Source organism: Sphingomonas sp. CBMAI 2297 (assembly GCF_029870595.1).
Taxonomy (GTDB): domain Bacteria; phylum Pseudomonadota; class Alphaproteobacteria; order Sphingomonadales; family Sphingomonadaceae; genus Sphingomonas.
This window is the reverse complement of record NZ_JAPDIR010000011.1, coordinates 90,126-116,277: the sequence shown is the minus strand read 5'-3', so window position 1 is coordinate 116,277 and position 26,152 is coordinate 90,126. Positions and strand designations below refer to the sequence as shown.

The window sequence follows — 26,152 nt, the reverse complement described above, 5'->3', positions numbered from 1 at the left end:
GCCCGTTCTCCATGCGGAGGGCGGGCTTTTCGCATGTTCGTTTGGCTGAGAGAAACCTGAAGCGGTTCAAGCGAGACCGAACTCGGCGCGGACGCTTTTCGGAACCAGCAATGCGAGGGTGATGCAGGCGGGAAGCAATCCCGCATACATGATCCAGGAAACCGGGTCGCCCGCCCACGACGCTCTGCCACCACTGACCGCCAGTACCTCGATACCCCTCCAAAGGAAGGTGAGAGGCGGCCCGCACAGCCACACCGCCGTGACTGTCACTGCAACCGACGTCGGACGCCTGCGATACAAGAGCAGAACAGCCAAGGCGATGGCTCCGGCGGCACGGCCCGACATGATTGCCCAGAAATAGGGGGCGGTCAGCGCAGCAGCAGGCGAACCGCCCGACTGCCATTCTCGAACGCTATGCAAGGCATATGCGTAAAATGGAACCAATAGTCCCAGCGACAGCACGACCGCCTTCGCAGGAAACGGCAGGCTGCGGAAATGCCGGATGAAGCTTGCCATGTTCTTATCATGCGAGCCTGCCGGCGATTCGCAAGGTTCAATGCTTCCCGAACTCGATCCGGAACTTGAGCAGCAGCGACCATTCCCAGAATTGCTGGTTGTCGTCCGACGCCATCCACAGGATCGTGTCGTCGCCCTCGCGCGTGATCGCCAGGGCTTCGTAATTGTCGTGGACCAGCGGCGCCGCCAGCGCCGCGATCTCCGTGCCGCGCACCACGGCACCGGGGCGGAATTCCCTCGGATCCACCAGGGTCAGCTTCACCGTGAACAGGCTCGGCACCGCGAAGCGCCGGTTGAGCACGATCAGCCGCCCGTCGGGCAGCTGCACGGCGTCGCTCGGATCATAGAGCTCGCCGGGCGGCATGTAGACGAAGCGAATCGGCTCGATCCCCGGCCTGGTGGGATCGCCCGGGAAGAGCAGCGCCTCGCGGCCGATCCGGCTCCCCTTGGGCCGCGAGGTCTCGCCGATCACCACGAATCGGCCATCGGCGAGGCGCACCATCGATTCGGGCCCGCCATTGACGGACCAGTCGCGCATCGCCGCCGGCTCCGCGCTCCGCTCGGCGCGGGTCAGCCCGGCATCGTAGCGCCAGATCGCATTATATCGCTCGAAACCCACCCAGATCTGTCCGGTGGCGGGGTCGCTCGTCATCGATTCCGAATCGCGATCCGATTTCAACCAGCCGGTGCCCGGGCCGTCGGGCAGGTCGCCGAACACCAGCTCGCGCGGCGTCCAGTCGGCGCCCATGCGGAAGCGGATGAAGGTGCCGCCGTCGCTGAGCAGCGTGAAGTGATCGCCCTTGATCTGCATCGAGGAGAAGCCGCCAAAGGCGCGATCCGGGCTCTTCAGCCGGATGCCGCCCAGATAGGTGAGCGCCCCCACCCGGGTCCGCCCGGGATCGCGCGCGTCGAGCGGCACGCGCTCCACGGTCATGCGCGGCACCTTGCCCAGCAGGTCGCGCCCGTCGCGCCCCGATGCGGAGAGCAGTAGGATGGAACCGAGAGAGAACAGGGCGATCACGGGGCGGAGCAGCATCGCCTCCGCTCATAGCGGCTGGCGGCGGAAGGACCAGCGCCCGAAAGATGAACGCCAGGTGACCAGCCCGTTCAGAAGAAACTAAAGGGAACCCGCCTATTGGGACGTTGGTTGTTCGAACAAGAGTTTCCCTCGCGTAGCGTATCGAGGGGTTGGGGGCCGCCCTGAAAGGGGCGGCCCTCATCGCGTCAGTACATGTGCTGGCCGCCGTTGATCGACAGCGTCGATCCGGTGACGAAACCCGCCTCGTCCGAGCAGAGGAACGCCACGCCGCGCGCGATCTCGTGCGCCTGGCCGAGCCGGCCCACCGGGATCTTCGCCACGATCTTCTCCAGCACCTCGGGCGGCACCGCGGCGACCATGTCGGTATCGATATAGCCGGGCGCGATCGCGTTCACCGTCACGCCGAAGCGCGCGCCTTCCTGCGACAGCGCCTTGGTGAAGCCGTGGATGCCGGACTTGGCGGCGGCATAGTTGACCTGGCCATATTGGCCGGCCTGGCCGTTGATCGAGCCGATATTGACGATACGGCCCCATTTGCGGTCGCGCATGCCCGGGAACACCGCATGCGCCATGTTGAAGCAGCCACCCAGGTTGATGCGGATCACATCCTCCCACATGTCGCGGCTCATCTTCAGGATCGTGCCGTCGCGGGTGATGCCGGCATTGTTGATCACCACGTCGACCGGGCCGAGCTCGGCCGTCACCTTCGCCACACCTTCGTGGCAGGCGTCATAATCGCCCACGTCCCATTTGTACGCCGCGATGCCGGTGCGGTCGGTGAAGGCCCGGGCCTTCTCCTCATTGCCCGCATAGTTGGCGGCGACGATCATTCCCGCATCCTGGAGCGCGAGGCTGATCGCCTCGCCGATACCGCGGGTGCCGCCCGTCACGATCGCTACGCGTGCCATGCTCTTCCTCTCCTTCGTGGTGGACCGAAACGCTAGGCAGGCTCGATCCAGCCCGCAAGCTCCTCACGCAAAATTGTGCGCAGCATCGCGATGCCGCCGGCGCTGTCGTTGAGACAGGGCAGATAGGCGAACCGGTCCCCGCCCGCGGCGAGGAACGTCTCGCGCCCGCGAATCGCCAGCTCCTCCAGCGTCTCGAGGCAGTCGGCCGAAAAGCCCGGCGCGACGATCGCGACCTTCTTCACGCCCTTGGCCGGCAGCGCGGCGAGCACGGCGTCGGTGGCGGGCTCCAGCCATTTCGCCCGGCCGAAACGCGACTGGAAGGTGACGATGAGCTCACGCCCCCCCAGGGTTTCCGCCAATGCCTCGCCCAGCAGGCGCGCGGTCTTGCGGCAATGGCAATGATAGGGATCGCCAAGGTCGAGCGTCCGCTGCGGCATGCCGTGAAAGCTCGCCAGGATCGCATCGGGCACGAAATCGAGCCGGGCGAGGCCGGCTTCCACCGATGCCTTGAGCGCGGCGATATAGGCGGGGTGATCGTGATAGGGCGGCAGGGTGCGGACCGCCGGCTGCCAGCGCAGCTTCGCCAGCGCGGCGAAGGCGGCATCGTTGGCGGTGGCGGTGGTCGCCGCGCAATATTGCGGATAGAGCGGCGCGATCAGGATGCGCCGGGCGCCGCCGGCCTGCATCGAGGCGAGCCGGTCGGCAATCGCCGGCTTGCCGTAGCGCATCGCCCAATCGACGAGCACGTCGTCGCCCCATGCCCCCTGCAACGCTTCGCTCTGCGCCCTGGTGATCGCGGCGAGCGGCGATCCGTCCGGCCGCCATACCTGCTGATAGGCATGCGCGGACTTCTTCGGCCGGGTGCGCAGGATGATCCCATGCAGGATCGGCTGCCAGACCAAAGGCGGGATCTCGACGACACGGCGATCGGAGAGGAACTCGGCCAGGTAGCGCCGCACCGATGCGGCGTCGGGCGCGCCGGGCGTGCCGAGATTGATCAGCAGCACGCCGGTTCCGGCCGGCGCGGGCAAGGGCGGATGCCCGTCGGGAATGCTCATTCGACGTCCGAAAGCAAAGGCAGCACGCGGAAGCGCACGCCGCTCGCCGATTGCAGCGCGTTGGCGATGGCGGGCGCGACCGGGGGCACGGCAAGCTCGCTCACGCCACCCGGATCGGCGGCGTTGCGGATCAGCTCCACGGTGATGTCCGGCGCATCGGCCAGGGTCGGCAGGCCGAGCTCGGAGAGATCGCGCACGTCGGCGACATTCTCGGTGAAGCCGGTCGACCCGGCCAGCGCCGCGGCCATGCCGAACAGCAGCCCGCCCTCGATCTGCTGCGTCACCAGGTCCGGGTTCACCACCCGCCCGCAATCGACCGCCGCGACCAGCCGCTCGACCTTCACCTTGCGCCCCTCGAGCCGGGCCTCGGCCATCACCGCGATATAGGAGCCGCGAAAGGCGTGGCAGGCGATGCCCTGGCCGCCGCCCGGCTGGCCACCCTGCCAGCCGCCCAGCTGGGCGGCCATCTGCACGCAGCGCGCCAGCCGCGTCTCGCCGCCGAGCATCGCCATGCGGAACGACACCGCATCCTGCTCGGCGGCATGCGCCAGCTCGTCCATGAAGCTCTCGACGAAGAAGCAATTGTAGCTGTGCGCGCCCGAGCGCCAATAGCCGGTGGGCACGCCGATCGCGGCGACATGGTGATCGACCGCGTAATTGGGGATGGCATAGAAGGGCCGCGCCCCCGCCACCGCCGAGGGATCGCCCTTGCCGGGCAGCGCGAGCGAAGCCTGCACCACCGGATCGCCGCCCAGCAGCCGCGTCGCCAGCTCGCGGCCGGTCTCGGGCGCGGCGACCTTGGCGAGCAGGCCCGAGACCTGGCCCCGCGGGTTCAGCTTGCCGGTCATCCGGCCGATCGCGGGCGGGCGATAGCGGTCGTGCCGCATGTCCTCGCCGCGCGGCCAGGTGAGCTGCACGGGCCGGCCGATCCGCTCGGCGAGCAGGGCCGCCTGCTCCGCCACCGCATGTTCCAGCTTCGCCCCGAACGAGCCGCCCGCCATCGTCGCGTGCACGGTCACCGAGTTCTCGGAAATGCCGATCGCCCGCGCCGCCGCCGCCCGCGCCAGCCCCGGCGCCTGGGTCGGCAGCCACAGCGAAAGGTGCCCGTCATGATAATTGGCCGTGCAGGTCATCGGCTCGAGCGCGGCGTGGAGCGCCACGTCGACGCGATATTCGGCCGAGACCACTTTCGCCCCGCGGAAATCCGCCGCCAGGTCGCCGGCCTCGTGGATCCGCGCGCCATCGGCGTTCAGCGCGTCGCTCAGCGCCGAGGCGATCGAATCATTGTTGATCACTTCCTCGGGCGTCCTGAAGCGCGGGCGCATCGCGTCGATCGCCCGCTCCGCCGCCCAGCCATTATTGGCAATCGTCGCCACCCAGTCCTTCGTGGTCACGATCGAGAGCATGCCCGGGATCCTGTTCGCCGCCGCCCGGTCGAGCTTCACCAGCTCGGTATCGCCGATCGGCCCCATCCGGATCGAGGCGAACACCATGTTCGGCAGCCGCACGTCCGCCGCATAGAGCAGGCTGCCGTCCACCTTGGCCGGCGCGTCGAGCCGGGGCAGGTCCTGGCCATAGAGCCGGTTCGCCTCGCCGGTGCGCAGCGGCACGTCGCCGGGCACCCGCTCGTCCGCCGCCTCCGCCGCCAGCGCGCCGAAGCCGAGCTTCGAATTGCCGTGGATCACCTGGCCGCCGGCAGTGTCGCAGCTCTGCCATTCGGCGCCCCAGCGCCGCGCCGCCGCCTTGCACAGCAGCACCCGCGCGGTGGCGCCGGCGTGGCGCAGCTGGTCCTCGAAGCTGCGGATCGAAGTCGAGCAGCCGGTGAGCACCAGCCCGGTGCGCGCGGCATGGCTGCGCCGCAGCTGCTCGGGCAGCCCGCCCAGCGCCAGCTCGAACAGTTCCTCGGCCGCCAGCGGATTGGCGTAGAGCGGGTTGAGCGGCGCCGGCTCGACGCCCACCAGCTTCCAGTCCGCCCCCAGCTCGTCGGCGATGATCTGCGGCATGGCGGTGAACACGCCCTGCCCCTCCTCGCATTGCGGCACGGCGACCGAGACGTGCCCGTCGGTGCCGATCTTGATCCAGGCGCCGAACAGGCTCTCGCCCGGTGCCGCGGTGAGATTGGGGAGATAGGTGCGCGGCCACACCGCCCAGGCGACCACCAGCCCCACGCCCACGCCGCCGCCGATCAGCAGCGTGCGCCGATCCAGCTTCTGGAGCTTGCCGAAATCGACCTTCATCGCCATCGCTCTATCGCGCGGGCGAAAGCCTGTCACCCCGCGCCCTCCAGGGGCTATTGGGTTTGCAACGAGCCTGCTCTATCGGAGCCGGATATCCGGAGGGACCACCCGTGCTGCTTTCCACCCTGGCCGCCGCCGCGGCCGACCATATCCAGTTCAAGGATCTCGGCCTCGACAAGGTCGCGCTCAATCTCCGCTTCTTCGAGATCAAATGGTATTCGCTGGCCTATATCGCCGGCATCCTGGTCGGCTGGTGGTATCTTCTCCGCCTGCTCCGCCAGCCGGGCGCGCCGATGAGCAAGCGCCATGCCGACGATCTCGTCTTCTACGCCACGCTCGGCATCATCCTGGGCGGACGGCTCGGCTATGTGATCTTCTACGCGCCCGAGATGTTCCTCGATCCGATGCGCATCATCCGGCTCTGGGACGGCGGCATGTCGTTCCATGGCGGCGTGATCGGCACCACGCTGGCGATCATCCTGATGTGCCGGCGCCAGGGGCTCAACTGGCTGCGGGTGCACGACTATGTCGCCTGCTGCGCGCCCTTCGGCCTGTTCTTCGGGCGCCTCGCCAATTTCGTGAACGGCGAGCTGTGGGGCAAGCCGGCGGACCTGCCCTGGGCGATCGTCTTCCCGGGCGCCGGGCCGCTGGCCCGCCACCCGAGCCAGCTCTACGAGGCGGCGCTCGAAGGCGTGCTCCTCTTCGCCATCCTCGCCTATGCCTTCTGGCGCACCAAGGCGCGCTACGAGCCGGGCAGGCTCGTCGGCATCTTCCTGCTCGGCTATGGCTGTTTCCGCTTCTTCGTCGAATATTTCCGCGAGCCGGATTCGCAGTTCGCCGGCACGATCTTCGAGCATGTCATCCATATGGGCCAGGTGCTGTGCCTGCCGATGATCGCGGGCGGCATCTATCTGATCGTCACCGCGAAGAAGCGCCGCCAGCGGGTCGAGCCGATCGCGGGCACGGAGAGCGTCGCCTGAGCAGCGAGAATCCCCTCGACGCGCCGGCGGGGGAACGCGCGGCCAACGCCGCCGAGCCCCTGCTCGCCGAGCGGCTGGCCCGCGCCATCACCATGGCCGGGCCGATCCCGCTGTCGCAGTTCATGGGCGCCGCCAACGCCCATTACTATGCTACGCGCGACCCGCTCGGCGCGCGCGGCGACTTCACCACCGCGCCCGAAGTGAGCCAGATGTTCGGCGAGCTGATCGGCCTGTGGATGGCGGACCTGTGGCAGCGCGCCGGCGAACCGCCCGTCCGCTATGTCGAGCTCGGCCCGGGCCGCGGCACGCTCGCCGCCGATGCGCTGCGCGCCATGGCCAGGGCAGGGCTCGCGCCGCCGGTCGACCTGGTCGAGACCAGCCCGACGCTGCGCGCCGCCCAGGCGGAGCGCGTGGCGCATGCCGAATTCCATCTCGACCTGGTCGGCCTGCCCGACGACGCGCCGCTGATCTTCGTCGCCAACGAATTCTTCGACGCGCTGCCGATCCGCCAGCTCATCGCCACCCGGGAAGGCTGGCGGGAGCGGCTGGTCGCCTGCCAGGACATGCTGTTCCTGCCCATTCACGGCGACCGCGGCTTCGACATGATCATCCCGTGCGACTTCAAGGACGCGGCGCCCGGCTCGATCCTCGAGACTTCGCCCGCCAGCGTCGCGGTGCTGCGCCAGCTCGCCCGGCGCCTCACCGAACAGGGCGGCGCCGCGCTGATCATCGACTATGGCTATATGGGGCCCGCGATCGGCGACACGCTCCAGGCGGTGAAGGGCCATGCCTATGCCAATCCCTTCGACATGCCGGGCGAGGCGGACCTTACCGCCCATGTCGATTTCGGCACGCTCGCCGAAGCCGCGCGGGCGGAGGGCCTGGTCGTCCACGGCCCGGTGCCGCAGGGCGCGTTCCTGATGCGGCTCGGCATCGCCGAGCGCACCGCCAGCCTCTCGCTCGCCGCGCCCGACCGCGCCGGCCAGCTCGCCATCGATCGCGACCGGCTGACCGATCCCGAGCAGATGGGCGAGCTGTTCAAGGTGATCGCCTTCACCGCGCCGGGCTGGCCGGTGCCCGCGGGGTTCGAATGATCTACCGCGACGCCACCCCCGCCGACCTGCCCGCGATCGACGCGCTGTTCCGCGCCAGCTTCGTCGCGACCTTCGGCCATCTCTACGCCCCAAAGGACCTTGCCGACTTCCTGGCCGGCTTCACGCCCGAGGCCTGGGCAGGGGAGTTCGCCACGCCGGACCTGTGCTTCCGGCTCGCCGAGGACAAGCAAGGCCTGGCCGGCTTCGCCAAGACCAGCAACCTCACCCTTCCCGCCGAGACCAGCGCGCGCACCTATGAGCTCCGCCAGCTCTATCTCGACGAGCGGGCCAAGGGCAGCGGCGCGGCGCAGGCGCTGCTCGACTGGGCCATCGACCAGGGCCGGGCCCGGGGCGCCGGGGAGATGTGGCTCTCGGTCTATGTCGACAATCACCGCGCCCGGCGCTTCTACGCGCGGAACGGGTTCGAGGATCGCGGCCGCTATGCCTTCATGGTCGGCGCGCATGCCGATGAGGACCGGTTGATGAGGCGCATGCTGTGAGCGAGATCGAAATCTTCCGCGCGCGGGCGCTGGCCGGAGTGGCGCACGGTTTTCTCGGCCGCAAGGGCGGCGTCTCGACGGGCGACATGGCCAGCCTCAATGTCGGGCTGGGCTCGGGCGACGAGCCCGCGCTGATCGCCGAGAATCGCCGCCGCGCCGTGGAGGCGGTGCTGCCCGGCGGGCGCCTCGTCTCCGTGCATCAGGTCCATTCCGCCGACTGCGTCACCGTGGCCGCGCCCTGGGAGGATCGGCTGCGCCCGCATGCCGACGCGCTCGTCACCGACCGGCCGGGCCTGGCCCTAGGCGTCCTGACCGCCGATTGCGCGCCGGTGCTGTTCGCCGACACCGAAGCCGGCGTGGTCGGCGCCGCGCATGCGGGATGGAAGGGCGCGATCGGCGGCGTCACCGATTCGACCGTCGCCGCGATGGAGACGCTGGGCGCCCGCCGCGACCGGATCGTCGCGGCGGTCGGCCCGTGCATCGCCCGCGCCTCCTACGAAGTCGATGCCGGCTTCCTCGCCCGGTTCGCCGAGGCCGATCCGGCGAACGAGCGTTTCTTCACCGAAGGCCGCCGCGCGGATCACTGGCAGTTCGATCTCGAGGCCTATGTCGCGCACCGGCTGGCCGCGGCGGGCGTCCGCACCGTCGAGATGCTGGGGCAGGACACCTATGCCCAGGCCGGGCATTTCTATTCCTATCGCCGCGCGACGCACCGGCGGGAGCCGGACTATGGCCGGCAGATCTCGATCATCGGACTGGCCTGACGGTTCGGCGCCGCATCAGCTGGCCCGCATATGGGCGATCAGCGCATCCGCCACGCTGCCCAGCAGCAAGTGCCGGTTGGGCACTGCATCGGGGCCGGAGATCAGCAGATTGTCGATTGTCGGATTGGTGATGAACTCGCCCTCGACATAGGCGCCAACGCATCTGCGGGCCGCCGTGTTGCCCAGATTTGCGTCGGTCAGGATGGTCAACCCGCCGGGCCCCGAGACGGATTCGGGCTTGAGGCCGCGATCCTTGGCCTGGGGATGGAAGCGGCGCATGCCCTTCACCCAGGCGGCGTGGACGGCACCGGCGAATGCCTTGTCCTCCGTCAGGTTCTGGTTCCCGTGCGCGGCATCGGCATGATAGGTTTCCGCACCCGATGTTTCCGGCCTCCCATCTCCATTGAAATGGAGGCAGAGCAGCGCCTTGGCCTTGTGCGTCTTGGCGAAGCCGGCGCGGGCCTTGAGGCCCAGATTGACGTCGGCCGTGCGCGTGAGCACGACGTTGATCTTGAGGTTCGCCGCACCGGCCTTCTGGATCAGCAGGTCCCGCAGGATCATGCAGAAATCAAGCGCCAGCTTCTTTTCCTTCACGCCGCTCACGCTGGTCGCGTTATTGGGCGAGCTGCCCTCGACCTTCTGCGTCCCGCCATGGCCGGGGTCGAGGACGATGGTGCCGATATCGGTCGTCCCGCTGCTCGACGCCTTCACCTTGCCCGACGCGAATTTCGCAAGCAGCGCGGCCGCTTCGGCCTCGAGCGCGAGCACCTTGTCCGCATAGCCGGCGCTGGGCGTGTAGATCCCGCCGATGAAGCGCATATATTCCTCGGCGCTGTCGGCGCGCATCTCCCATCCCGAGTAAGGCGCGCGGGCAATGAAGGCCCAATAGCCGCTGATGAAATTCTCCGGCGTGGCGAACTTGCAATAGGCGTCCAGGCCGTCATGCGCGTTATACATGACGCGCGTGGCATAGGGCGCCATTTCCGGGCGATATTTCAGGCCGCCGAAATTGTAGTGCTGCCGCGCCAGCTCCGATGTCATCCGCCCGCTTTCGAGCATCCACTGCGCCAGCGTGATCGCCTTGAGCTGAGGATGGCGGATAGCCTCCCCGGCATAGAGCTCGGCGACGCGATTCATCAGCATGGTGTCCGGCATCTCTTGCCCCTCGTCCGAAATCGATCGGACGAACCTTCATAATCGTGAATGCATCGGCAAGCGGCACAATCTCCGTAACGGATGGGCTACACGGGTTGGAAGCGGGGCTGTCCTTCGCCATCTACTCCGTTACAGATGCAACTAAAGTGCGGCATAGCGCGCGCGCTCACGCCCCTGACCGGAGAGACTGCATGACCGACGAGACCGAAGCCGACCTGACCGGCGCAACCCCGCGCCGCCGCCCCAAGGCGGATGTCGACACGGTCGGCGGACGCAAGCTCAAGCCCGCCACCCTGATGATGGGCCATGGCTTCGACCCGATGCTCTCGGAAGGCTCGCTCAAGCCGCCGATCTTCCTCACCTCCACCTTCGTCTTCCCCAATGCCGCCGCCGGCAAGCGCCATTTCGAGGGCGTCACCGGCAAGCGCCCGGGCGGCGCCGAGGGCCTGGTCTATTCGCGCTTCAACGGCCCGAACCAGGAGATCCTCGAGGATCGCCTGGGCGTGTGGGAAGGCGCGGAGGACGCGCTGGCCTTTTCCAGCGGCATGTCGGCGATCGCCACCTTGTTCCTGTCGATGGTCAAGCCCGGCGACACGATCGTCCATTCCGGACCGCTCTATGCCGCGACCGAGACGCTGATCGCCCGCATCCTCGGCCGCTTCGGCGTGCACTGGCTCGACTTCCCCGCCGGCGCCACGCGCGAGGAGATCGACGCGGTGCTGGGCAAGGCCGCCAGCGGCAACGTCGCGCTGATCTATCTCGAATCGCCGGCCAACCCCACCAACGCGCTGGTCGACGTCGAAGCCGTGGCCGCCAGCCGCGACGCGATCTTCAAGGGGCCGAACAAGCCGCCGATCGCGATCGACAACACCTTCCTCGGCCCGCTCTGGGCCCAGCCGCTCAAGCAGGGCGCCGATATCGTCGTCTATTCGCTGACCAAATATGCCGGCGGCCATTCGGACCTGGTGGCGGGCGGCGTGCTCGGCTCGAAGGAGCACATCAACACGATCCGGCTGATGCGCAACACGATCGGCACGATCTGCGATCCCAACACCGCCTGGATGCTGCTCCGCAGCCTCGAGACGCTGGAGCTGCGCATGTCGCGCGCCGGCGAGAATGCCGTGAAGGTCTGCGAGTTCCTGCGCACCCACCCCAAGGTGGAGCATGTCGGCTATCTCGGCTTCCTCGAGGAAGGCTCGCGCCAGGCCGATATCTATCGGCGCCACTGCACGGGCGCGGGCTCGACCTTCTCGCTCTATCTCAAGGGCGGCGAGAAGGAGGCGTTCGCCTTTCTCGACAGCCTCAAGATCGCCAAGCTCGCGGTGTCGCTGGGCGGCACCGAGACGCTGGCCAGCCACCCGGCCGGCATGACCCATCTTTCGGTGCCCGACGCGCGCAAGCAGGCGCTGGGCATCACCGACAATCTCGTCCGCATCTCGATCGGCGTCGAGGATGCCGACGATCTGATCGCCGATTTCGAGGAAGCGCTGAAGGCAGTCTGAGCGAGAATCAGGAACTTCCGGCCCGGGCAAAGGCCGGCGCCCAGTATCGGTGCAATTGACGCGGCGGGAAAACCTCTCGAACGACATTGCATCGGGCCTTTGCCGGGGAACCGCAAGGTCCGCGAGAGTTGATTGAGATCAAGGGCCGGCAGGTATATCTTGCCGGCCCGAGGGGGAACTCGGTCATGATCGGACTTTCACGCTTCCTGGCTCTGCTCGCGGCGCCGCTGCTCGCGCTGCCCGCCGCGGCGCAGCCCGCCGCGGCGCAGCCCGGCAATGCCGCCGGCGACATGGCCGGCATGCATGCGGGGCACGGCTTTCCGCAGACGCTCGCCGACTGGGCGCATGGCGCGCAGCTCTTCCCGGATCTCGGCACCTTCCACCGCGACGCCGGGACGAGGGTGCCTGCCGCCCAGGCCTATTTCGACCAGGGCATGCGCCTGCTCTGGGCGTTCAACCATGACGAGGCGGCGCGCAGCTTCGCCAGGGCGGCGGAGGCCGATCCCCGGTGCGGCATCTGCCATTGGGGCGTCGCGCTCACGCTCGGGCCCAATTACAACATGCCGATGATGGCGGCGGCCCGCGCCCGGGTGGCATGGGAATCGCTGAAGAGGGCCGAGGCGCTGGCACCCGGCGCCACGCCCGCCAACCGCGCGCTGATCCAGGCGCTCACCCGGCGCTATACCGGCCCGCAGCCGGTCGACGCGAGCAACAGCGCGCCCCTGCTCGCCGCGTTCGGCGACGCGATGCGCGGCGCGGCGAGGGCCTTTCCCCAGGACGACGACATCCTCACCCTCTTCGCCGAAGCGCAGATGAACCGGAACCCGTGGAAGCTGTGGAACGGCGACGGCACTCCGGCCCGCGACACGCCCGAGATCGTCGCCACGCTGGAGACGGTGCTCGCCCGCAACCCGCATCATCCCGGCGCCAACCATTATTACATCCATGCCGTCGAGGCATCGACCGAGCCGGCCCGAGCCGTCGGCGCGGCCGAGCGGATCGGCACGATGATGCCCGGTGCCGGCCATGTCGTGCACATGCCCTCGCACATCCTCCAGCGCGTCGGCCGCTATGCGGAATCGGCCGAGGCGAACCGCCGCGCCGATGCGGCGGACAAGGCCTATTACGCCCGGACCGCGGCGATCGACTATTATCCGATGTATTCGGCGCACAATCTCCAGTTCCTCGCCGCTTCGACGGCGATGGAGGGGCGCAGCGCCGAGACGATCAAGGCGCTGCGCGACGTGCGGCTGGTGTTCACCGACGATCAGGCCGCCGCCATGCCCGGCATGGATTGGGGGATCGGCTATCTCTACCAGGCGCTGGTCCGCTTCGGCCGCTGGGACGAGATGCTGGCCGAGCCCCGGCCCGATGCGCGGCTGCTCGACCTGACCGTCAACTGGCTGTCGGCGCGCACCATCGCGCTCGCCGCCACGGGCAAGCTCCCGGAGGCCGAGGCCGAGCTGGCCGGGCTCAAGGCCAGGATCGCCGCCGCGCCCGCCGATGCGCTGGCCGGCATGAACCTGGCCGCGCCGCTCTTCCGCATCGCCGCGCTGCGCGCCGAGGCGCGAATCGCGCTCGCCCGGAAGGACGGCCCCCGCGCGCTCGCGCTGCTGCGCGAAGCGGTCACCGTCGAGGACGGGCTGTCGTACAACGAGCCGTCGGACGAATTCTTCCCCACCCGCCACCTGCTCGGCGCCGCCCTGCTCGACGGCGGCAAGGCGGCCGAGGCCGAGGCGGTGTTCCGCGAAGACCTGGATCCCCGGCGCAATCCGCGCAACGGCTGGGCCCTGCTCGGCCTCGCCCAGGCGCTGAAGGCGCAAGGCAAGGATGCGGGCGCGGCGGAGAAGGACTTCGCCGCCGCCTGGAACCGGGCGGACGTGAAGCTAGCCGCGCCGGCCTTTTAGCGCCGCGGCCAGAAGATCGGCCATGACGCGATGGTCGGCGAGCGAGGGGTGCCAGTTGCATCCGGTCATCGCGAGGGCGGGCACCCGCACCGCCGTCGCGCCGGTGGCCGCCGCCACCGCGGCGACCTCGGCGTGGAAATTGCCGGCGGCCATCAGCACCAGCCGGGCCTGGGGCTGGCGGCGCCGGAGCTCTTTCACAAAGTCGATATAGCGGGCGCGATAGGCGGCCCGCAGCGCCGCTTCGTCGGCCCAGGTCTCGCCGGCGTGGAGCGGCGTCGAGAAGTCGTTGGTGCCGAGGTTGACGACGATCGCCCAAGGCTTCCAGCCCGGATCGGGCGCGGCCGGCGCCGGTTCGCCCGGAAGCGCGCGGGGATAGAGAAAGGGCAGGCTCTCGCCCGGGAACTTGCCGGCATAGTTGCGAACGACGCCATAGCCCGAATAGGCGATCACCCGGTAATCGGCGCCCAGCCGCCGGGCGAGGAGCGGCCCGAAGGCCTGGCTGGTGTCGGTCATGTCATGGACCTGCTGCGCCGTGCAGGTGCGCGTGGCGGAGAGGTTGCCATAGCCCACGCTGTGCGAATCGCCGATGAACTCGATCCCGCCGGCCCGGGCGGGCGCGGGGAGCGGCGCGCCGTGCGTGAAGAAGCCGAAAAAGCTGCTGCCGCCCGACTGGCTCTCGGTCAGCTTGTCGATCCGGATGGCATGGACGCCGGGCCTGAGCCCCGTGATCTTCACGGTCGCGGGGCCCGGCGTCACCAGGGTCTGGAACGGCTTGCCGTCCAGGCTCACCCGCAGGAAGTCGCCCCGCGTCTCGACCCGGGCGATGACGTCGGTGCCGCGAAAGCGCGCCTCGACATAGGTGCCCGGCCAGCCGAACCGCATCTCGCCGCCCTGCTCCACCGCGCGGCCGCCGACATGGACGGCCAGCCGCCTGCCTTCCTGCACGGTCGCGGCGGAGAGGATGAGCGGGGCGAGCAGGGCAAGGGCAAGGGGCTTCATCGCGCCACCGTAGCCCCTCTCGCCCGCCCGCGAAATCGCGGCATCGGATCGATCGCCGGCCGGCATTCGGCTCCGATCCGGGTTGGAGGCGCGCCATGGCTCTGCTCTAACGGGGGCATGACCATGCCCCTTCGCACCGGCCTCGCCGTGCTCGCCGCCCTGTCGTTCGCTACCGCGCCGGCGTCGGCGCAGATCGCCCCCGGGCGGGACGCGGCGCGAGAAGCCGAGCCCGTGCCGCCGCCCTGGTTCGAGGCTCCCCTGGTCGGCACCGGCGGCGAGGGGCACACTTTCCCCGGCGCCGTCGCGCCGTTCGGCATGATCCAGCTCAGCCCGGACACCGATACCAGCTGCCGGATCCGCGAATGCTATGCGCACGCCGCCGGCTATCGTTACGAGGACCCGACCATCCAGGGCTTCTCGATGACGCATTTCTCGGGCGCCGGCCATTCGGACCTGGGCGATTTCCTGATGATGCCGGTGGCGGGCGACGTGGTGCCCCTCGAGCCCGGCGACCCCAGGCAACCCGGATCGGGTTATCGCTCGCGCTTCAGCCATGACCGCGAGCTGGCGACGCCGGGCTTCTACTCGGTGGTCCTCGACGATTCGGGCATCACCGCCGATCTCACCGCGGGCACGCGCGTCGGCGTCCAGCGCTACGCCTTCCCCGCGGGGAAAGCGGCGCATCTGGTGCTCGACCTGCGCAGCTCGCTCTACGATTATCCGGGCAAGACGCTCTGGTCGTCGATCCGCATCCGCGCCGACGGCACGATCACCGGTTCGCGCGAAACCCGGGGCTGGGCGCCGGCGCGCAAGCTGTTCTTCGCGATCCGCCCGTCGGCGTCGCTGACGGATCATGCCTTTCTGAACAAGGAAGAGAAGGTCGCGTATCAGGGCTTCCAGGGCCCAAGCCGCGGCGCGGACGATGCCGCGCAGCTTGCCGGCCGCGCGCTGGTGGCACGGCTCGACTTCGGCATGCTCGACAAGCCGCTGGAAGTGAAGGTGGCGATCTCCTCGGTCGATGAGGACGGCGCGATCGCCAACCTCGACAGCGAGGCGGGCGGCTTCAGGGAAATCTATGCGCGGTCCACGACCGCCTGGCGCGATGCCCTGGGCGCTGTCCAGGCGGAGGGCGCGCCGGCTACCGTGAAGACCTTCTATGCCGCGCTCTATCACACGATGATCGCCCCCAGCGTCTTTTCCGACGCCGACGGCCGCTGGCGGGGCCCGGACGACCAGGTCCATGCGGCAAAGGGCTTCACCTTCCACTCGACCTTTTCGCTATGGGACACGTTCCGCGCCGAGCATCCGCTGCTGGTGCTGCTCCAGCCGAAGAAGCGGAACGCCGACATCGTCGACTCGCTGATCGCCAGCCAGCAGGCGAGCCCCTTCGGCATCCTGCCCGTCTGGCAGTTCCACGGCCGCGAGACCTGGACGATGATCGGCTATCATGCCGTGCCCGTGATCGCCGACGCCTATCTCAAGGGCATTCGCGGCTTCGACGCGCAAGCCGCGCTCGACGCGATGGTGAAGAGCGCCACCTACGGTCCCTATGGTGGCCTGGACCATTATATGCAGCTTGGCTACGTCCCGATCGACAAGGAGCCGGAAGCAGCCTCCAAGACAGTCGAATATGCCTATGACGACTGGACCATCGCGCGCATGGCCCAGGCAATGGGCAAGGCCGATATCGCCGCCGCCTTCGCGAAGCGTGCAGGCAACTGGCGCAACAGCTTCGATGCGAAGACCGGCTTCCTGCGCGCGCGCAAGGCGGACGGGACCTTCCGCACCCCCTTCGATCCCACCGCGATCAACTATGGCTCGGACTATACCGAGGGCAATGCCTGGCAATATTCCTGGTTCGTGCCCCAGGACCAGGCCGGCATGTTCGCGCTGCTGGGCGGCGACGCGGCGGCGGTGAAGAAGCTCGACGCCATGTTCGACTTCGACAATTCGAAGCTCGACTACAGCCATGCCGAGGACATTGCCGGCCTGATCGGCCAGTATATCCATGGCAACGAGCCGAGCCACCATGTCGCCTATCTCTACGCCTATGCCGGCCAGCCCTGGCGGACGCAGGAACGGCTGACGCAGATCGTCGAGAGCCAGTACAAGCCGGGGCCGGACGGGCTCTCGGGCAATGACGATCTCGGCCAGATGTCGGCCTGGCTCGTGTTCACCGCGCTCGGCTTCTACCCCGTCGCGCCGGGCTCGAACGAATATGTGATCGGCCGGCCGTTCCTGAACCGCGCGGCGCTCAACCTGCCGAACGGCAAGCGTTTCACCATCGTCGCGGACGGGCTGTCGGACACGAACAAATATGTCGGCAAGGTCCTGCTCAACGGCAGGCCGCTGGCCCGCGGCTATCTGAAACATGAGGAGATCGTCGCCGGCGGCGAACTGCGCTTCGGCATGCAGGCAGTGCCGAACAGGAGCTGGGCGACGGGCAAGGCGGCGCGGCCCTATTCCATGAGCACCGTGCGCTAGGGCATCCCGATCGTCTCGCGCAGGAACGCTCCGATCCGCCGCGCCCATTCGGCGTCATGCAGATTGCTCACCTCGCCATGCGACAGCCCCGGCACCAGCCACAGCGCCTTGCGATTCGGCGCGGCCGCGTAGAGCGCGCGAGTCTCCGCCGGCGGCGTGTAGCGGTCTTCCGCGCCTCCGATAACGAAGACCGGCCCGGCATAGTCCCGGATCGCCGCGATCGGCGCGATCCGCCCGGGCCAGACGCGGTGGCGCGGCAGTGACTGGAAGCTGAGCAGCGGCTCGGCGAGCGCCCCGCCCGCCGGCGTCAGCACCGCCGCCAGCCGGTTGTAGATCGCATGGCGAATGTCCGGAAACACCGCGACCAGCACCAGCGCATCGGCCGGGACCGCGCCGTCGCGGCCGATCAGCGCGGCGGCCCCGCCCAGCGAGACGCCGATCACCGCCACCTTCCCGCTATGCTGCCGCGCCTTGAGCCAGTCGAACGCCGCGCGTGCGTCCAGCCCTTCGTCGAGCCCATAGCTGTGATCGGTGATCGTCGAGGCACCGTGCCCGCGCAAGTCGATCGCCAGCGCCGCATAGCCTTGCGCCGCCAGCGCCTCGGCCATCGGCGCGGTCTGGTTGCGCGAGGCGCCGACGCCGTGGAGAAGCAGCACGGCCGGCGCATCGGGGCGCCTGCCAGGCCAGTAGGTACCGGCGAGCGCAACGCCGTCCCGCGCCCTCAGGCGCACCGGCTCGGCGGGCGGCGGAACCGGCGCGACCGCGGAGGCATGTCCAGCGGCGATCTTCGATGCGAGGAACCAGCTTGTCGCGAGCACCAGGATCGACAGCAGCGCCGCCGTCCCGATCAACAGTCGCGCGCGGCGCCTCCGCATCGCCGCTAGCCGTCGCCGACCCGCTCGATATCGGCGCCCACGGCCTGCAGCTTCTCCTCGAGCCGCTCATAGCCGCGGTCGAGGTGATAGACACGGTTGACCTGCGTCTCGCCCTCGGCGGCAAGCCCCGCGAGGATCAGGCTCATCGAGGCGCGCAGATCGGTGGCCATCACCTGCGCACCGACCAGCCTGGCCGGTCCGTGCACCACGGCGGTGCGCCCGCGCACATCGATATGCGCGCCCATGCGGGTCAGCTCGGGCACGTGCATGTAGCGGTTCTCGAAGATCGTCTCGGTGAACACGCTGGCGCCCTCCGCAACCAGCTGCATCGCCATGAACTGCGCCTGCATGTCGGTCGCGAAACCCGGAAAGGGCGCCGTCGACAGGGTCAGCGGCTTGAGCGGGCCATTGGCGGCCACCCGGATGCCGGCCTTGGTCTCCTCCACGGTCACGCCCGCCTGGACGAGCGCGTCCAGCGTGGCGCGCATGTCCTCCGCCGCCGCGCCGACCAGTTCGATATCGCCACCGGTGATCGCCGCCGCGCAGGCATAGCTGCCCGCCTCGATCCGATCGGGCATCACGGCATAGGTCGCGCCGTGCAGGCGATCCCGGCCTTCGATCTCCAGCCGCTCGGTGCCGATGCCGCCGATCTTCGCGCCCATCGCGACCAGCAGGTTGCACAGGTCGACGATCTCGGGCTCGCGGGCGGCATTGTCGAGTATGGTGGTGCCCTTGGCGGTGACCGCCGCCATCAGCGCGTTCTCGGTCGCGCCGACCGAGACCACCGGGAAGCTGTAGCGGCCGCCGGGCAGCCGGCCGCCCGGCGCGGTGGCCTTCACATAGCCCGCGGCCAGCTCGATCTCGGCGCCCATCGCCTCGAGCGCCTTCAGGTGCAGGTCGATCGGCCGATTGCCGATCGCGCAGCCGCCGGGCAGCGACACCGTCGCCTCGCCCGCGCGGCCGAGCAGCGGGCCGAGCACCAGGATCGAGGCGCGCATCTTGCGGACGATGTCATAGGGCGCGACCGCCGAGGTCAGCTTGCCCGCGCGCACCGTCATCACCCGGCCGAAATCGCTGGGCCGCGTGCCCTCGATCGCCGTGGAGGCGCCGAGCTCGTTGAGCAGGTGGCCGAAGCTGTCGACATCCGCCAGGCGCGGCAGGTTCCGCAGGGTCAGCGGCTCGTCGGTCAGCAGCGCGCAGGGCATCAGCGTGAGCGCCGCGTTCTTGGCGCCGGAGACGGGAATCCTGCCGGAAAGGCGATTGCCGCCGCGAATGAGAATACGGTCCATGCCGGGCTTCTAATCTTTGTCCCGCCACGCGCAAGGGCAGGCGTTTTTCGCACCCTTGATCGATTTTAATGCATTGATTCAGTTGCACTGCTTTGCATTGCGCGTGGGGAGAAGCCATCGCGTGTCCGGCAGTTGTTTCGCGGAGAGGCTGAGCGAGCTGATCGACTTATCAGAGGTCGAGTGGAAAGCGCTCGAAAGATTGGAAGAACGCCAGCGCCACCTGCGCCGCGGGGCGGTGCTCCAGCGCGAGAACGAGGGCGGCAACGAACTCTACATCCTGCGCAAGGGCCTGATGATGAGCTATGTGCTGCTCGACGACGGCAGCCGCCAGATCCTGCGCTTCCTCTTCCCCGGCGACATGCTGGGAGTGTCCAGCGCGGTCTATCGCGAAGCGCCCGAGACGCTGGCCGCGCTGTCCGACTGCGTGGTCTGCCCGTTCGATCGCGGCGCGCTGTCGGAGCTGATGCTCGATCACCCGCGCCTCGCCGCGATGGTGCTGGTCCATTCGCAGATCGAGCGCGTCGCCCTCACCGACCGGCTGGCCGCGCTCGGCCGCACCAGCGCCAAGGCCCGGGTCGCGGCGCTGCTGCTCGAGCTGCGCAATCGCCTGCGGGCCGCCGACAAGAGCCTTGCCAACGTCTTTCCGCTGGGGCTGACGCAGGAGGAAGTGGGCGACGCCACCGGCCTCACCGCGGTGCACGTCAACCGCATGCTGCGCCAGCTCGAAGAGGAAGGGATGATCGCCCGGGAAAGCGGCCGCGTCACGCTGCTCGACGAGCGCGCGCTCGTCCGCGCGGCCAATTACGTCAATCGCTACGAAGGGCTCGATCTCGGCTGGCTGCCCAAGGCGCGCTGAGCTTCGCGTAAGAGGAAAGGGGCCGGACGTCTGCGATGACAAGTCGCGCCGTCCGGCCCTTGTTCCCGCCCGACCCCCCCGGTTCCCAGGAACGGAATGGCTCCTACCGATTCGGCCGGAACCCGTATCGCCCGGAAAAACGCCTATGCGTGGAATACCTTAGGCCGGTGCGAAACGATCCGGCCGGATTGCGTGCACCTGGCGGCCGTGCCAGCATCGGCCGCATGCGGCGGCGATTGACCAGGGAGGAGCGCGAGATCCGGCAAGGGAGCGGGATTCCGTTCACCCGCTGGTGGCCGGTCCCCGCGATCTTCCTTGCGCTGGGCTGGGCAGCCTTCGATTCGATGCTTTTCGTACAGTGCCTCGGCGATCCGCTACAATATGGTGGCCGCGGCGGCGCGGTGATCCGCATGCTCGTGGCGATACCCTGCAGCCCGTTGCTGTTGCGCGGCCCCTCCTCCGGGTGGCTGTTGTTCGCCGCGATCTGGGTATCGGTGCTGTTCGCGGTGCGCAATTATCGCTGGGCCAAGCGGCAACGGGCTTATTGGAACGGAGTTCGTGCACGCGAGCAGGAACGTCGCGCCGCGAAGGCGGAGGCTCGGAGAAATTCACTCGATGGCGAGAACGGCCCTCCGGCAGACCCCGCCGACTAGGCCTTTTCCAGCGTGCATTGCAGCGGGTGCTGGTTCTGGCGGGCGAAGTCGATCACCTGCGCCACCTTGGTCTCGGCGACTTCGTAGCTGAACACGCCGCACACGCCCACGCCGCGCTGATGGACGTGGAGCATCACCCGCGTCGCCTCTTCCATGTTCATCCGGAAGAAGCGCTGCAGGACGAGCACGACGAACTCCATCGGCGTATAATCGTCGTTGAGCATCAGGACGCGATAGGGCGTGGGCTTCTTGGTGCGCGTGCGGGTGCGCGTGGCGATGCCGACCGAGGGATCATTGCCCCGATCGTCGTCATTGCCGTCCTCGGCCATGCGCCATGGCATGCTGGTGTCGAATTTAACGGGATCTGTCACGCCGCCGAAAATATGGGTTCGCGCCCTCGAGGGCAAGGCCGGCGGCCATGCGTGCGCCCCGATAAGACGCCGGCAGAAGAGAGGGGCAGAAGAGAGGGAGCAAAAGAGAGGCGGCAAAGGAAAGGGCGACCGCCCCCCCGGGGGGACGGCCGCCCTGATCTCTTCTTCCGGCGAGCCGGAAGCCCTCGCTTACGCGGCGGTCTTCACCTTCTCGGCGGCGACGGCGACGCGGTTCGACAGCGGCTGCGCGGCATCGCTGGCGAGCTTGATCAGCGCCTCGGTGTTCTTCGACGCCTCGGCGACATACGAGTCGAACGCGCCGCGGAAATAGTCGCTCTGCAGCTTGAAGAAGTCGGTCGGCGACTTGACGGCGGCGAGGTTCTTCAGCGCGGCGGTCGCGCTCTCGAACGACTTGCGGCCATATTCGGCGGCGTCCTGGCCCAGGCCCTCGAAGCCCTTGGCGGCGATGCGGCCCGATTCGACCAGCGCCTCGACATTGCCCTTGGCGAAGTCATTGGCTTCCTCGACCAGCTTGGTCGACTTCTCGACGGCGGCCTTGGTGCGGTCGTTCCACTCGGCGAACAGAGCCTGGGCCTTGTCGGTGGCGTTCTCGATGGTGGTCATCTTCCAGCTTCCCTTCACTTCCGGCGCGGCGACCGTCTCCTCGACGGCTTCGACGACGGTGATTGCGGTTTCCGTGGCAACCTCGGCGATCTGCTCGACGGGGGTCTCGGCCACGGCTTCGACGGTTTCGGTTTCGGTCACTTCCTGCGGTGCTGCCTCAAGGGCCGGGACCGGCTCGGCGACGACGGGAGCCTCGACGATCGTCTCGGCAGCCTTCACCGGCTCGGGCTTCTCAGCCTTGGGCGCAGCAACTTTCGGCGCGGGCTTGGCGCGCGCCGCAGGCTTCGGAGCGACGGGCTTCGGTCCCTTGGTGGCCATGATGTGCCTTCCCCATAAAGCTATTGCTGCGATGCAGCATATAGCTCTTCTTGCACTGCAATGCAAGTGACTTTTGTGCAGTGCACAAAAATAGGTAAAAGCCTGGGATTGCGCGGGAAATCAGCGCATCCGGACATAGCTTCCCGGCGCATCCTCCAGGGGCTTGAGCTTGCCCTTGCCCGGAATCCGCGCGCCCTTGGCCGGAACCCTGGCGGCATCGAGCGCGTCGAGCCAGCCGATCCAGTCGGGCCACCAACTCCCCTTGGTCTCTTTTGCTCCCGCGAAAAACTCGGCGAGCGTCGCGGCCTTCTCCGAATTGGTCCAATATTGATATTTCTGCGCGGAAGGCGGGTTCACCACGCCGGCGATGTGCCCCGATCCGGCGAGCACGAACTTGAGCGGCCCCCTGAAATAATGGGTGATCTTCCAGACGCTCTGCGCCGGGGCGATGTGATCCTCGCGCCCGGCCTGGACATAGGTGGGCGTCGCCACGCTCGAGAGGTCGAGCGGCGTGCCGCCGATCGCGAGCGCGCCGGGCTGGACCAGCTTGTTGTCGCGATAGAGGTCGGTCAGATAGCTCATGTGCCAGCGCGCCGGCAGGTTGGTGACGTCCGAGTTCCAGTGGAGCAGGTCGAACGGGGCATATTCCTTGCCCATCAGATAGTTGTTGGTGACGTAGTTCCAGATCAGGTCCCGCCCGCGCAGCAGGTTGAACGTCGCCGCCATGTAGCGCCCGTCGAGGAAGCCCTCGGCCCCCAGGCTGCGGATCATCGCCAGCTGGTCGTCGTCGACGAACATGCCGAGCTCGCCGGCCTCGGAGAAATCGACCTGGGCGGTGAAGAAGGTCGCGCTCCTGACCTTTTCGGCCTCGCCCCTGGCGTGCAGCACCGCCAGCGTCGCGGCCAGCGTGGTGCCGGCGACGCAATAGCCGATCGCGTGCACCGCCTCCACGCCGAGCAGGTCGCGCACCGTGTCGATCGCGTCGATCTGCCCGCCCTCGACGAAATCGTCCCACACCACGTCCTTCATCGTGGTGTCGGCGGACTTCCACGAGACCACGAACACAGTCAGCCCCTGCTCCACCGCCCAGCGGATGAAGCTCTTCTCGGGATTGAGATCGAGGATGTAATAGCGGTTGATCCAGGGCGGGAAGATCAGCAGCGGCGTCGCATAGACCTGTTTCGCGCCTTCCGCCGGGGCATATTGGATCAGCTCGTAGAGCGGCGTGCGCTTCACCACCTTGCCCGGCGTCATCGCCAGGTTGCGGCCCAGCTCATAGGCGCCCTCGGCCGTCTGGGTCATCTGACCCTTGGCCAGGTCGCCCAGCATGTTGGACAGGCCCTTGAGCAGGCTCTCGCCCTTGGTCTCGACGATCTTCTCGAGCACTTCGGGATTGGTCGCCGGGAAGTTGGTGGGGCTCACCGCGTCGAGGAAGCCCCGGGTCGCGAAGCGCACCTGGTCCTTCTGCCTGGGGTCCATCCCCTCCAGCGCGTCGACGCCGCGCAGCATATGGTCGGCGATGACCAGATAGCTCTGGCGCAGAAAATCGAACACCGGCTCCTCGCGCCATTGCGGCGCCTTGAAGCGCTTGTCGCGCGCCTGCTCGGGCGTCTCCTCGAAGGGCGCCGCATTCTGCGGATCGAGGAAGCGCTGCCACAGCTTCATCGTGTCCGACCAGAAATCGGTGGTCGCCTTCACCGCCGCGGCGGGATCGAGCAGCGCGCCGAAGGGCGGCGCGCCGGGCAGATGCTCCATCATGTCGAGGCCGTGCTCGAGCATCATCTGCTGCGCGCGGCCGAGCACCCAGGTCCAGTGCTGCAGGTCCTCGAGATCGGGAATCGGCGGTGTGGTCGTTTCGGCCATGCTCATCCTCTTCAAGCGCCGCTTTAGCGCACCACAGGCAACTCGTCATTCCCGCAGGCGCGAACATGGCGTAGGACGGGCGCACGGCACAAGTTCGTGCCGCGCTCCAACCCCTGAGAGACGAGGAAATGTCCGAAGAATTCTACCGCATGAAGCGCCTGCCCCCCTATGTCATCGCCGAAGTCAATGCGATGCGGGCAGCGGCGCGTGCGGCGGGGGAGGACATCATCGATCTCGGCATGGGCAATCCGGACCTGCCGCCGCCGCCGCACGTGATCGAGAAGCTGGTCGAAGTCGCGCAGAAGCCCGACGCGCACGGCTATTCCCAGTCCAAGGGCATTCCCGGCCTGCGCCGCGCCCAGGCCAATTACTATGCCCGCCGATTCGGCGTCGAGATCGATCCCGAGACCGAGGTCGTGGTGACCATGGGCTCGAAGGAAGGCCTGGCCAGCCTCGCCACCGCGATCACCGCGCCGGGCGACGTCGTGCTGGCGCCCAACCCCAGCTATCCGATCCACACTTTCGGCTTCATCATCGCGGGCGCGACGATCCGCGCGGTGCCGACCACGCCGGACGAGCATTATTTCGAGAGCCTCGAGCGCGCGATGGCGTTCACCGTGCCGCGCCCCTCGATCCTGGTGGTCAATTATCCGTCGAACCCGACGGCGGAGACGGTGGACCTCGCCTTTTACGAGCGACTCGTCGCCTGGGCGCGCGAGAACAAGGTGTGGATCCTCTCCGACCTCGCCTATTCGGAGCTCTATTTCGACGGCAAGCCGACCGTGTCGATCCTGCAGGTCAAGGGCGCCAAGGACGTGGCAATCGAGTTCACCTCGCTCTCCAAGACCTATTCCATGGCCGGCTGGCGCATGGGCTTCGCGGTGGGCAACAAGCAGCTGATCGCGGCGATGACGCGAGTGAAGTCGTATCTCGATTACGGCGCCTTCACGCCGATCCAGGCCGCCGCCTGCGCCGCGCTCAACGGCCCGCAGGACATCGTCGAGGCCAATCGCCAGCTCTACCACAAGCGCCGCGACGTGCTGGTCGAGAGCTTCGGCCGCGCCGGCTGGGAAATCCCCTCGCCGCCGGCATCGATGTTCGCCTGGGCGCCGCTGCCCCCGGCGCTGGCGCATCTCGGCAGCCTCGAATTCTCCAAGCAGCTGCTCACCCATGCCAAGGTCGCGGTGGCGCCGGGCGTCGGCTATGGCGAGAATGGCGAGGGCTATGTGCGCATCGCGATGGTCGAGAACGAGCAGCGCCTGCGCCAGGCGGCGCGCAACGTGAAGCAATATCTCAAGTCGATGGGCGTCAACACCGCGGCAAAGGCAGGCTGAGCCCGGGCCGGTGCTGCACGTCGATCCGCTCTATTCGCTTGCCGGCGTGCTCGTCGGCCTGCTCGTCGGGCTGACCGGCGTCGGCGGCGGATCGCTGATGACGCCCCTGCTGGTGCTCGTCTTCGGCTTTCATCCGGCCACCGCCGTCGGCACCGACCTGCTCTATGCCTCGGGCACCAAGGCAGTGGGCACCGCCGTCCATGGCTGGCGCGGATCGGTCGACTGGCGCGTGGTGCGGCGGCTGGCGACGGGCAGCGTGCCGGCGACCACCGCCACGCTGCTGTTCCTCAGCGCGGCCCATCGCGGCGCGCAGGATACCGGGCATCTGATCTCGGCCATCCTCGGCGTCACGCTGATCCTCACCGCCATCGCGCTGTTCTTCCGCACCCGCATCGTGCACGCGGCGGGGCAGCGCTTCGCCCGGCTCGACGCGCGCGCCATCGCGGCGCTCACCATCGTGCTGGGCGCGGTGCTGGGCGTGCTCGTCTCGCTCACCTCGGTGGGCGCGGGCGCGCTGGGGATGACGGCGCTGCTCGTCCTCTATCCCGGCGCGCCGGTGGCGCGGCTGGTCGGCTCGGACATCGCGCATGCGGTGCCGCTCACCTTCATCGCCGGCATCGGCCATTGGACGATGGGATCGGTGGACCCGGGCCTGCTCGTCGCGCTGCTGCTCGGCTCGATCCCCGGCATCGTGATCGGCAGCCTGATCGCGACGCGCGTTTCCGAGCGGGTGCTGGTGCCGATCCTGGCGACGGTGCTGGCGATCGTCGGCATCAGGCTGCTGAGCTAGGATCACGCCTCGACCAGCAAATTCCGTCGTCCCGCG

Annotated in this window: 23 protein-coding genes; 11 read left to right on the top strand and 12 right to left on the bottom strand. The window is 68.4% G+C overall.

Annotated features, from left to right (window positions below):
- Positions 1 to 66 precede the first annotated feature (66 nt).
- From OMP43_RS16030 to OMP43_RS16010, 5 genes are all read right to left on the bottom strand, one after another.
- Entirely contained in the window at positions 67 to 516 is a 450-nt protein-coding gene (locus OMP43_RS16030; RefSeq protein WP_280280525.1) for a hypothetical protein, read from the bottom strand.
- A gap of 37 nt (positions 517 to 553) precedes the next feature.
- On the bottom strand, positions 554 to 1,552 hold the full coding sequence (locus OMP43_RS16025; protein ID WP_280280523.1) for an esterase-like activity of phytase family protein: 999 nt from the start codon (positions 1,550 to 1,552) through the stop codon (positions 554 to 556).
- Between the two features lie 188 nt (positions 1,553 to 1,740).
- On the bottom strand, positions 1,741 to 2,463 hold the full coding sequence (gene phbB / locus OMP43_RS16020) for an acetoacetyl-CoA reductase (RefSeq protein ID WP_280280522.1): 723 nt from the start codon (positions 2,461 to 2,463) through the stop codon (positions 1,741 to 1,743).
- Between the two features lie 32 nt (positions 2,464 to 2,495).
- Positions 2,496 to 3,521, bottom strand: a complete 1,026-nt coding sequence (gene hemH / locus OMP43_RS16015) for a ferrochelatase (protein WP_280280521.1) — start codon at positions 3,519 to 3,521, stop codon at positions 2,496 to 2,498.
- A complete protein-coding gene (locus tag OMP43_RS16010; protein WP_280280520.1) occupies positions 3,518 to 5,758 on the bottom strand; it encodes a molybdopterin cofactor-binding domain-containing protein in 2,241 nt (746 codons plus the stop codon). Before OMP43_RS16010 ends, hemH begins: the two co-directional genes overlap by 4 nt.
- A 110-nt stretch (positions 5,759 to 5,868) precedes the next feature.
- Between OMP43_RS16010 and lgt the strand changes: the two genes are divergently transcribed.
- From lgt to pgeF, 4 genes are all read left to right on the top strand, one after another.
- Positions 5,869 to 6,738, top strand: a complete 870-nt coding sequence (gene lgt, locus OMP43_RS16005; protein WP_280280519.1) for a prolipoprotein diacylglyceryl transferase — start codon at positions 5,869 to 5,871, stop codon at positions 6,736 to 6,738.
- Between the two features lie 92 nt (positions 6,739 to 6,830).
- Entirely contained in the window at positions 6,831 to 7,832 is a 1,002-nt protein-coding gene (locus OMP43_RS16000) for an SAM-dependent methyltransferase (protein ID WP_280280518.1), read from the top strand.
- A complete protein-coding gene (locus tag OMP43_RS15995) occupies positions 7,829 to 8,332 on the top strand; it encodes a GNAT family N-acetyltransferase (protein ID WP_280280517.1) in 504 nt (167 codons plus the stop codon). Before OMP43_RS16000 ends, OMP43_RS15995 begins: the two co-directional genes overlap by 4 nt.
- The gene (gene pgeF, locus OMP43_RS15990) at positions 8,329 to 9,096 is read left to right on the top strand and encodes a peptidoglycan editing factor PgeF (protein ID WP_280280516.1); all 768 of its coding nucleotides are present in this window, start codon (positions 8,329 to 8,331) and stop codon (positions 9,094 to 9,096) included. Before OMP43_RS15995 ends, pgeF begins: the two co-directional genes overlap by 4 nt.
- Before the next feature lie 15 nt (positions 9,097 to 9,111).
- Here the strand turns inward: pgeF and OMP43_RS15985 are convergent, their stop codons facing one another.
- The gene (locus OMP43_RS15985; protein ID WP_280280515.1) at positions 9,112 to 10,251 is read right to left on the bottom strand and encodes an N-acetylmuramoyl-L-alanine amidase; all 1,140 of its coding nucleotides are present in this window, start codon (positions 10,249 to 10,251) and stop codon (positions 9,112 to 9,114) included.
- A 191-nt stretch (positions 10,252 to 10,442) separates the two neighbouring features.
- Here OMP43_RS15985 and OMP43_RS15980 point away from each other — a divergent pair, with 191 nt between their 5' ends.
- Together OMP43_RS15980 and OMP43_RS15975 are read left to right on the top strand one after the other, a co-directional pair.
- Entirely contained in the window at positions 10,443 to 11,753 is a 1,311-nt protein-coding gene (locus OMP43_RS15980) for a cystathionine gamma-synthase family protein (protein WP_167300424.1), read from the top strand.
- A 185-nt stretch (positions 11,754 to 11,938) separates the two neighbouring features.
- Positions 11,939 to 13,660: a hypothetical protein gene (locus OMP43_RS15975; protein WP_280280514.1), complete on the top strand. Its 1,722-nt coding sequence runs from the start codon at positions 11,939 to 11,941 to the stop codon at positions 13,658 to 13,660.
- Here OMP43_RS15975 and OMP43_RS15970 read toward each other — a convergent pair.
- Complete coding sequence (locus OMP43_RS15970) at positions 13,640 to 14,659, bottom strand: SGNH/GDSL hydrolase family protein (RefSeq protein ID WP_280280513.1); 1,020 nt, start codon at positions 14,657 to 14,659, stop codon at positions 13,640 to 13,642. The genes OMP43_RS15975 and OMP43_RS15970 overlap by 21 nt on opposite strands.
- Positions 14,660 to 14,776: 117 nt before the next feature.
- On the opposite strand from OMP43_RS15970, the gene OMP43_RS15965 reads away from it, so the two are divergent.
- A complete protein-coding gene (locus OMP43_RS15965; RefSeq protein WP_280280512.1) occupies positions 14,777 to 17,143 on the top strand; it encodes a GH92 family glycosyl hydrolase in 2,367 nt (788 codons plus the stop codon).
- Here the strand turns inward: OMP43_RS15965 and OMP43_RS15960 are convergent.
- Together OMP43_RS15960 and murA are read right to left on the bottom strand one after the other, a co-directional pair.
- Positions 17,140 to 17,994 carry an alpha/beta fold hydrolase gene (locus OMP43_RS15960; RefSeq protein ID WP_280280511.1) on the bottom strand — a complete coding sequence of 285 codons (855 nt, stop codon included), beginning with the start codon at positions 17,992 to 17,994 and terminating at the stop codon, positions 17,140 to 17,142. The two genes, OMP43_RS15965 and OMP43_RS15960, sit on opposite strands and share 4 nt — an antisense overlap.
- Positions 17,995 to 18,023: 29 nt before the next feature.
- On the bottom strand, positions 18,024 to 19,307 hold the full coding sequence (murA, locus tag OMP43_RS15955; RefSeq protein WP_280280510.1) for a UDP-N-acetylglucosamine 1-carboxyvinyltransferase: 1,284 nt from the start codon (positions 19,305 to 19,307) through the stop codon (positions 18,024 to 18,026).
- 121 nt (positions 19,308 to 19,428) lie between these two features.
- On the opposite strand from murA, the gene OMP43_RS15950 reads away from it, so the two are divergent.
- Entirely contained in the window at positions 19,429 to 20,163 is a 735-nt protein-coding gene (locus tag OMP43_RS15950) for a Crp/Fnr family transcriptional regulator (protein WP_280280509.1), read from the top strand.
- A 167-nt stretch (positions 20,164 to 20,330) separates the two neighbouring features.
- Complete coding sequence (locus OMP43_RS15945; RefSeq protein WP_280280508.1) at positions 20,331 to 20,816, top strand: hypothetical protein; 486 nt, start codon at positions 20,331 to 20,333, stop codon at positions 20,814 to 20,816.
- Here the strand turns inward: OMP43_RS15945 and clpS are convergent.
- The 3 genes from clpS to phaC all read right to left on the bottom strand — a co-directional run bounded on the left by clpS (position 20,813) and on the right by phaC (position 23,992).
- On the bottom strand, positions 20,813 to 21,145 hold the full coding sequence (gene clpS, locus OMP43_RS15940; protein ID WP_086128377.1) for an ATP-dependent Clp protease adapter ClpS: 333 nt from the start codon (positions 21,143 to 21,145) through the stop codon (positions 20,813 to 20,815). The two genes, OMP43_RS15945 and clpS, sit on opposite strands and share 4 nt — an antisense overlap.
- Before the next feature lie 231 nt (positions 21,146 to 21,376).
- Positions 21,377 to 22,129, bottom strand: a complete 753-nt coding sequence (gene phaP / locus OMP43_RS15935; RefSeq protein WP_280280507.1) for a TIGR01841 family phasin — start codon at positions 22,127 to 22,129, stop codon at positions 21,377 to 21,379.
- Between the two features lie 120 nt (positions 22,130 to 22,249).
- Entirely contained in the window at positions 22,250 to 23,992 is a 1,743-nt protein-coding gene (gene phaC / locus OMP43_RS15930; protein ID WP_280280506.1) for a class I poly(R)-hydroxyalkanoic acid synthase, read from the bottom strand.
- Between the two features lie 128 nt (positions 23,993 to 24,120).
- Between phaC and OMP43_RS15925 the strand changes: the two genes are divergently transcribed.
- Both OMP43_RS15925 and OMP43_RS15920 read left to right on the top strand, forming a co-directional pair.
- A complete protein-coding gene (locus OMP43_RS15925; RefSeq protein WP_280280505.1) occupies positions 24,121 to 25,326 on the top strand; it encodes an LL-diaminopimelate aminotransferase in 1,206 nt (401 codons plus the stop codon).
- A gap of 13 nt (positions 25,327 to 25,339) precedes the next feature.
- The gene (locus OMP43_RS15920) at positions 25,340 to 26,116 is read left to right on the top strand and encodes a sulfite exporter TauE/SafE family protein (RefSeq protein WP_280280561.1); all 777 of its coding nucleotides are present in this window, start codon (positions 25,340 to 25,342) and stop codon (positions 26,114 to 26,116) included.
- Positions 26,117 to 26,152: the final 36 nt, after the last annotated feature.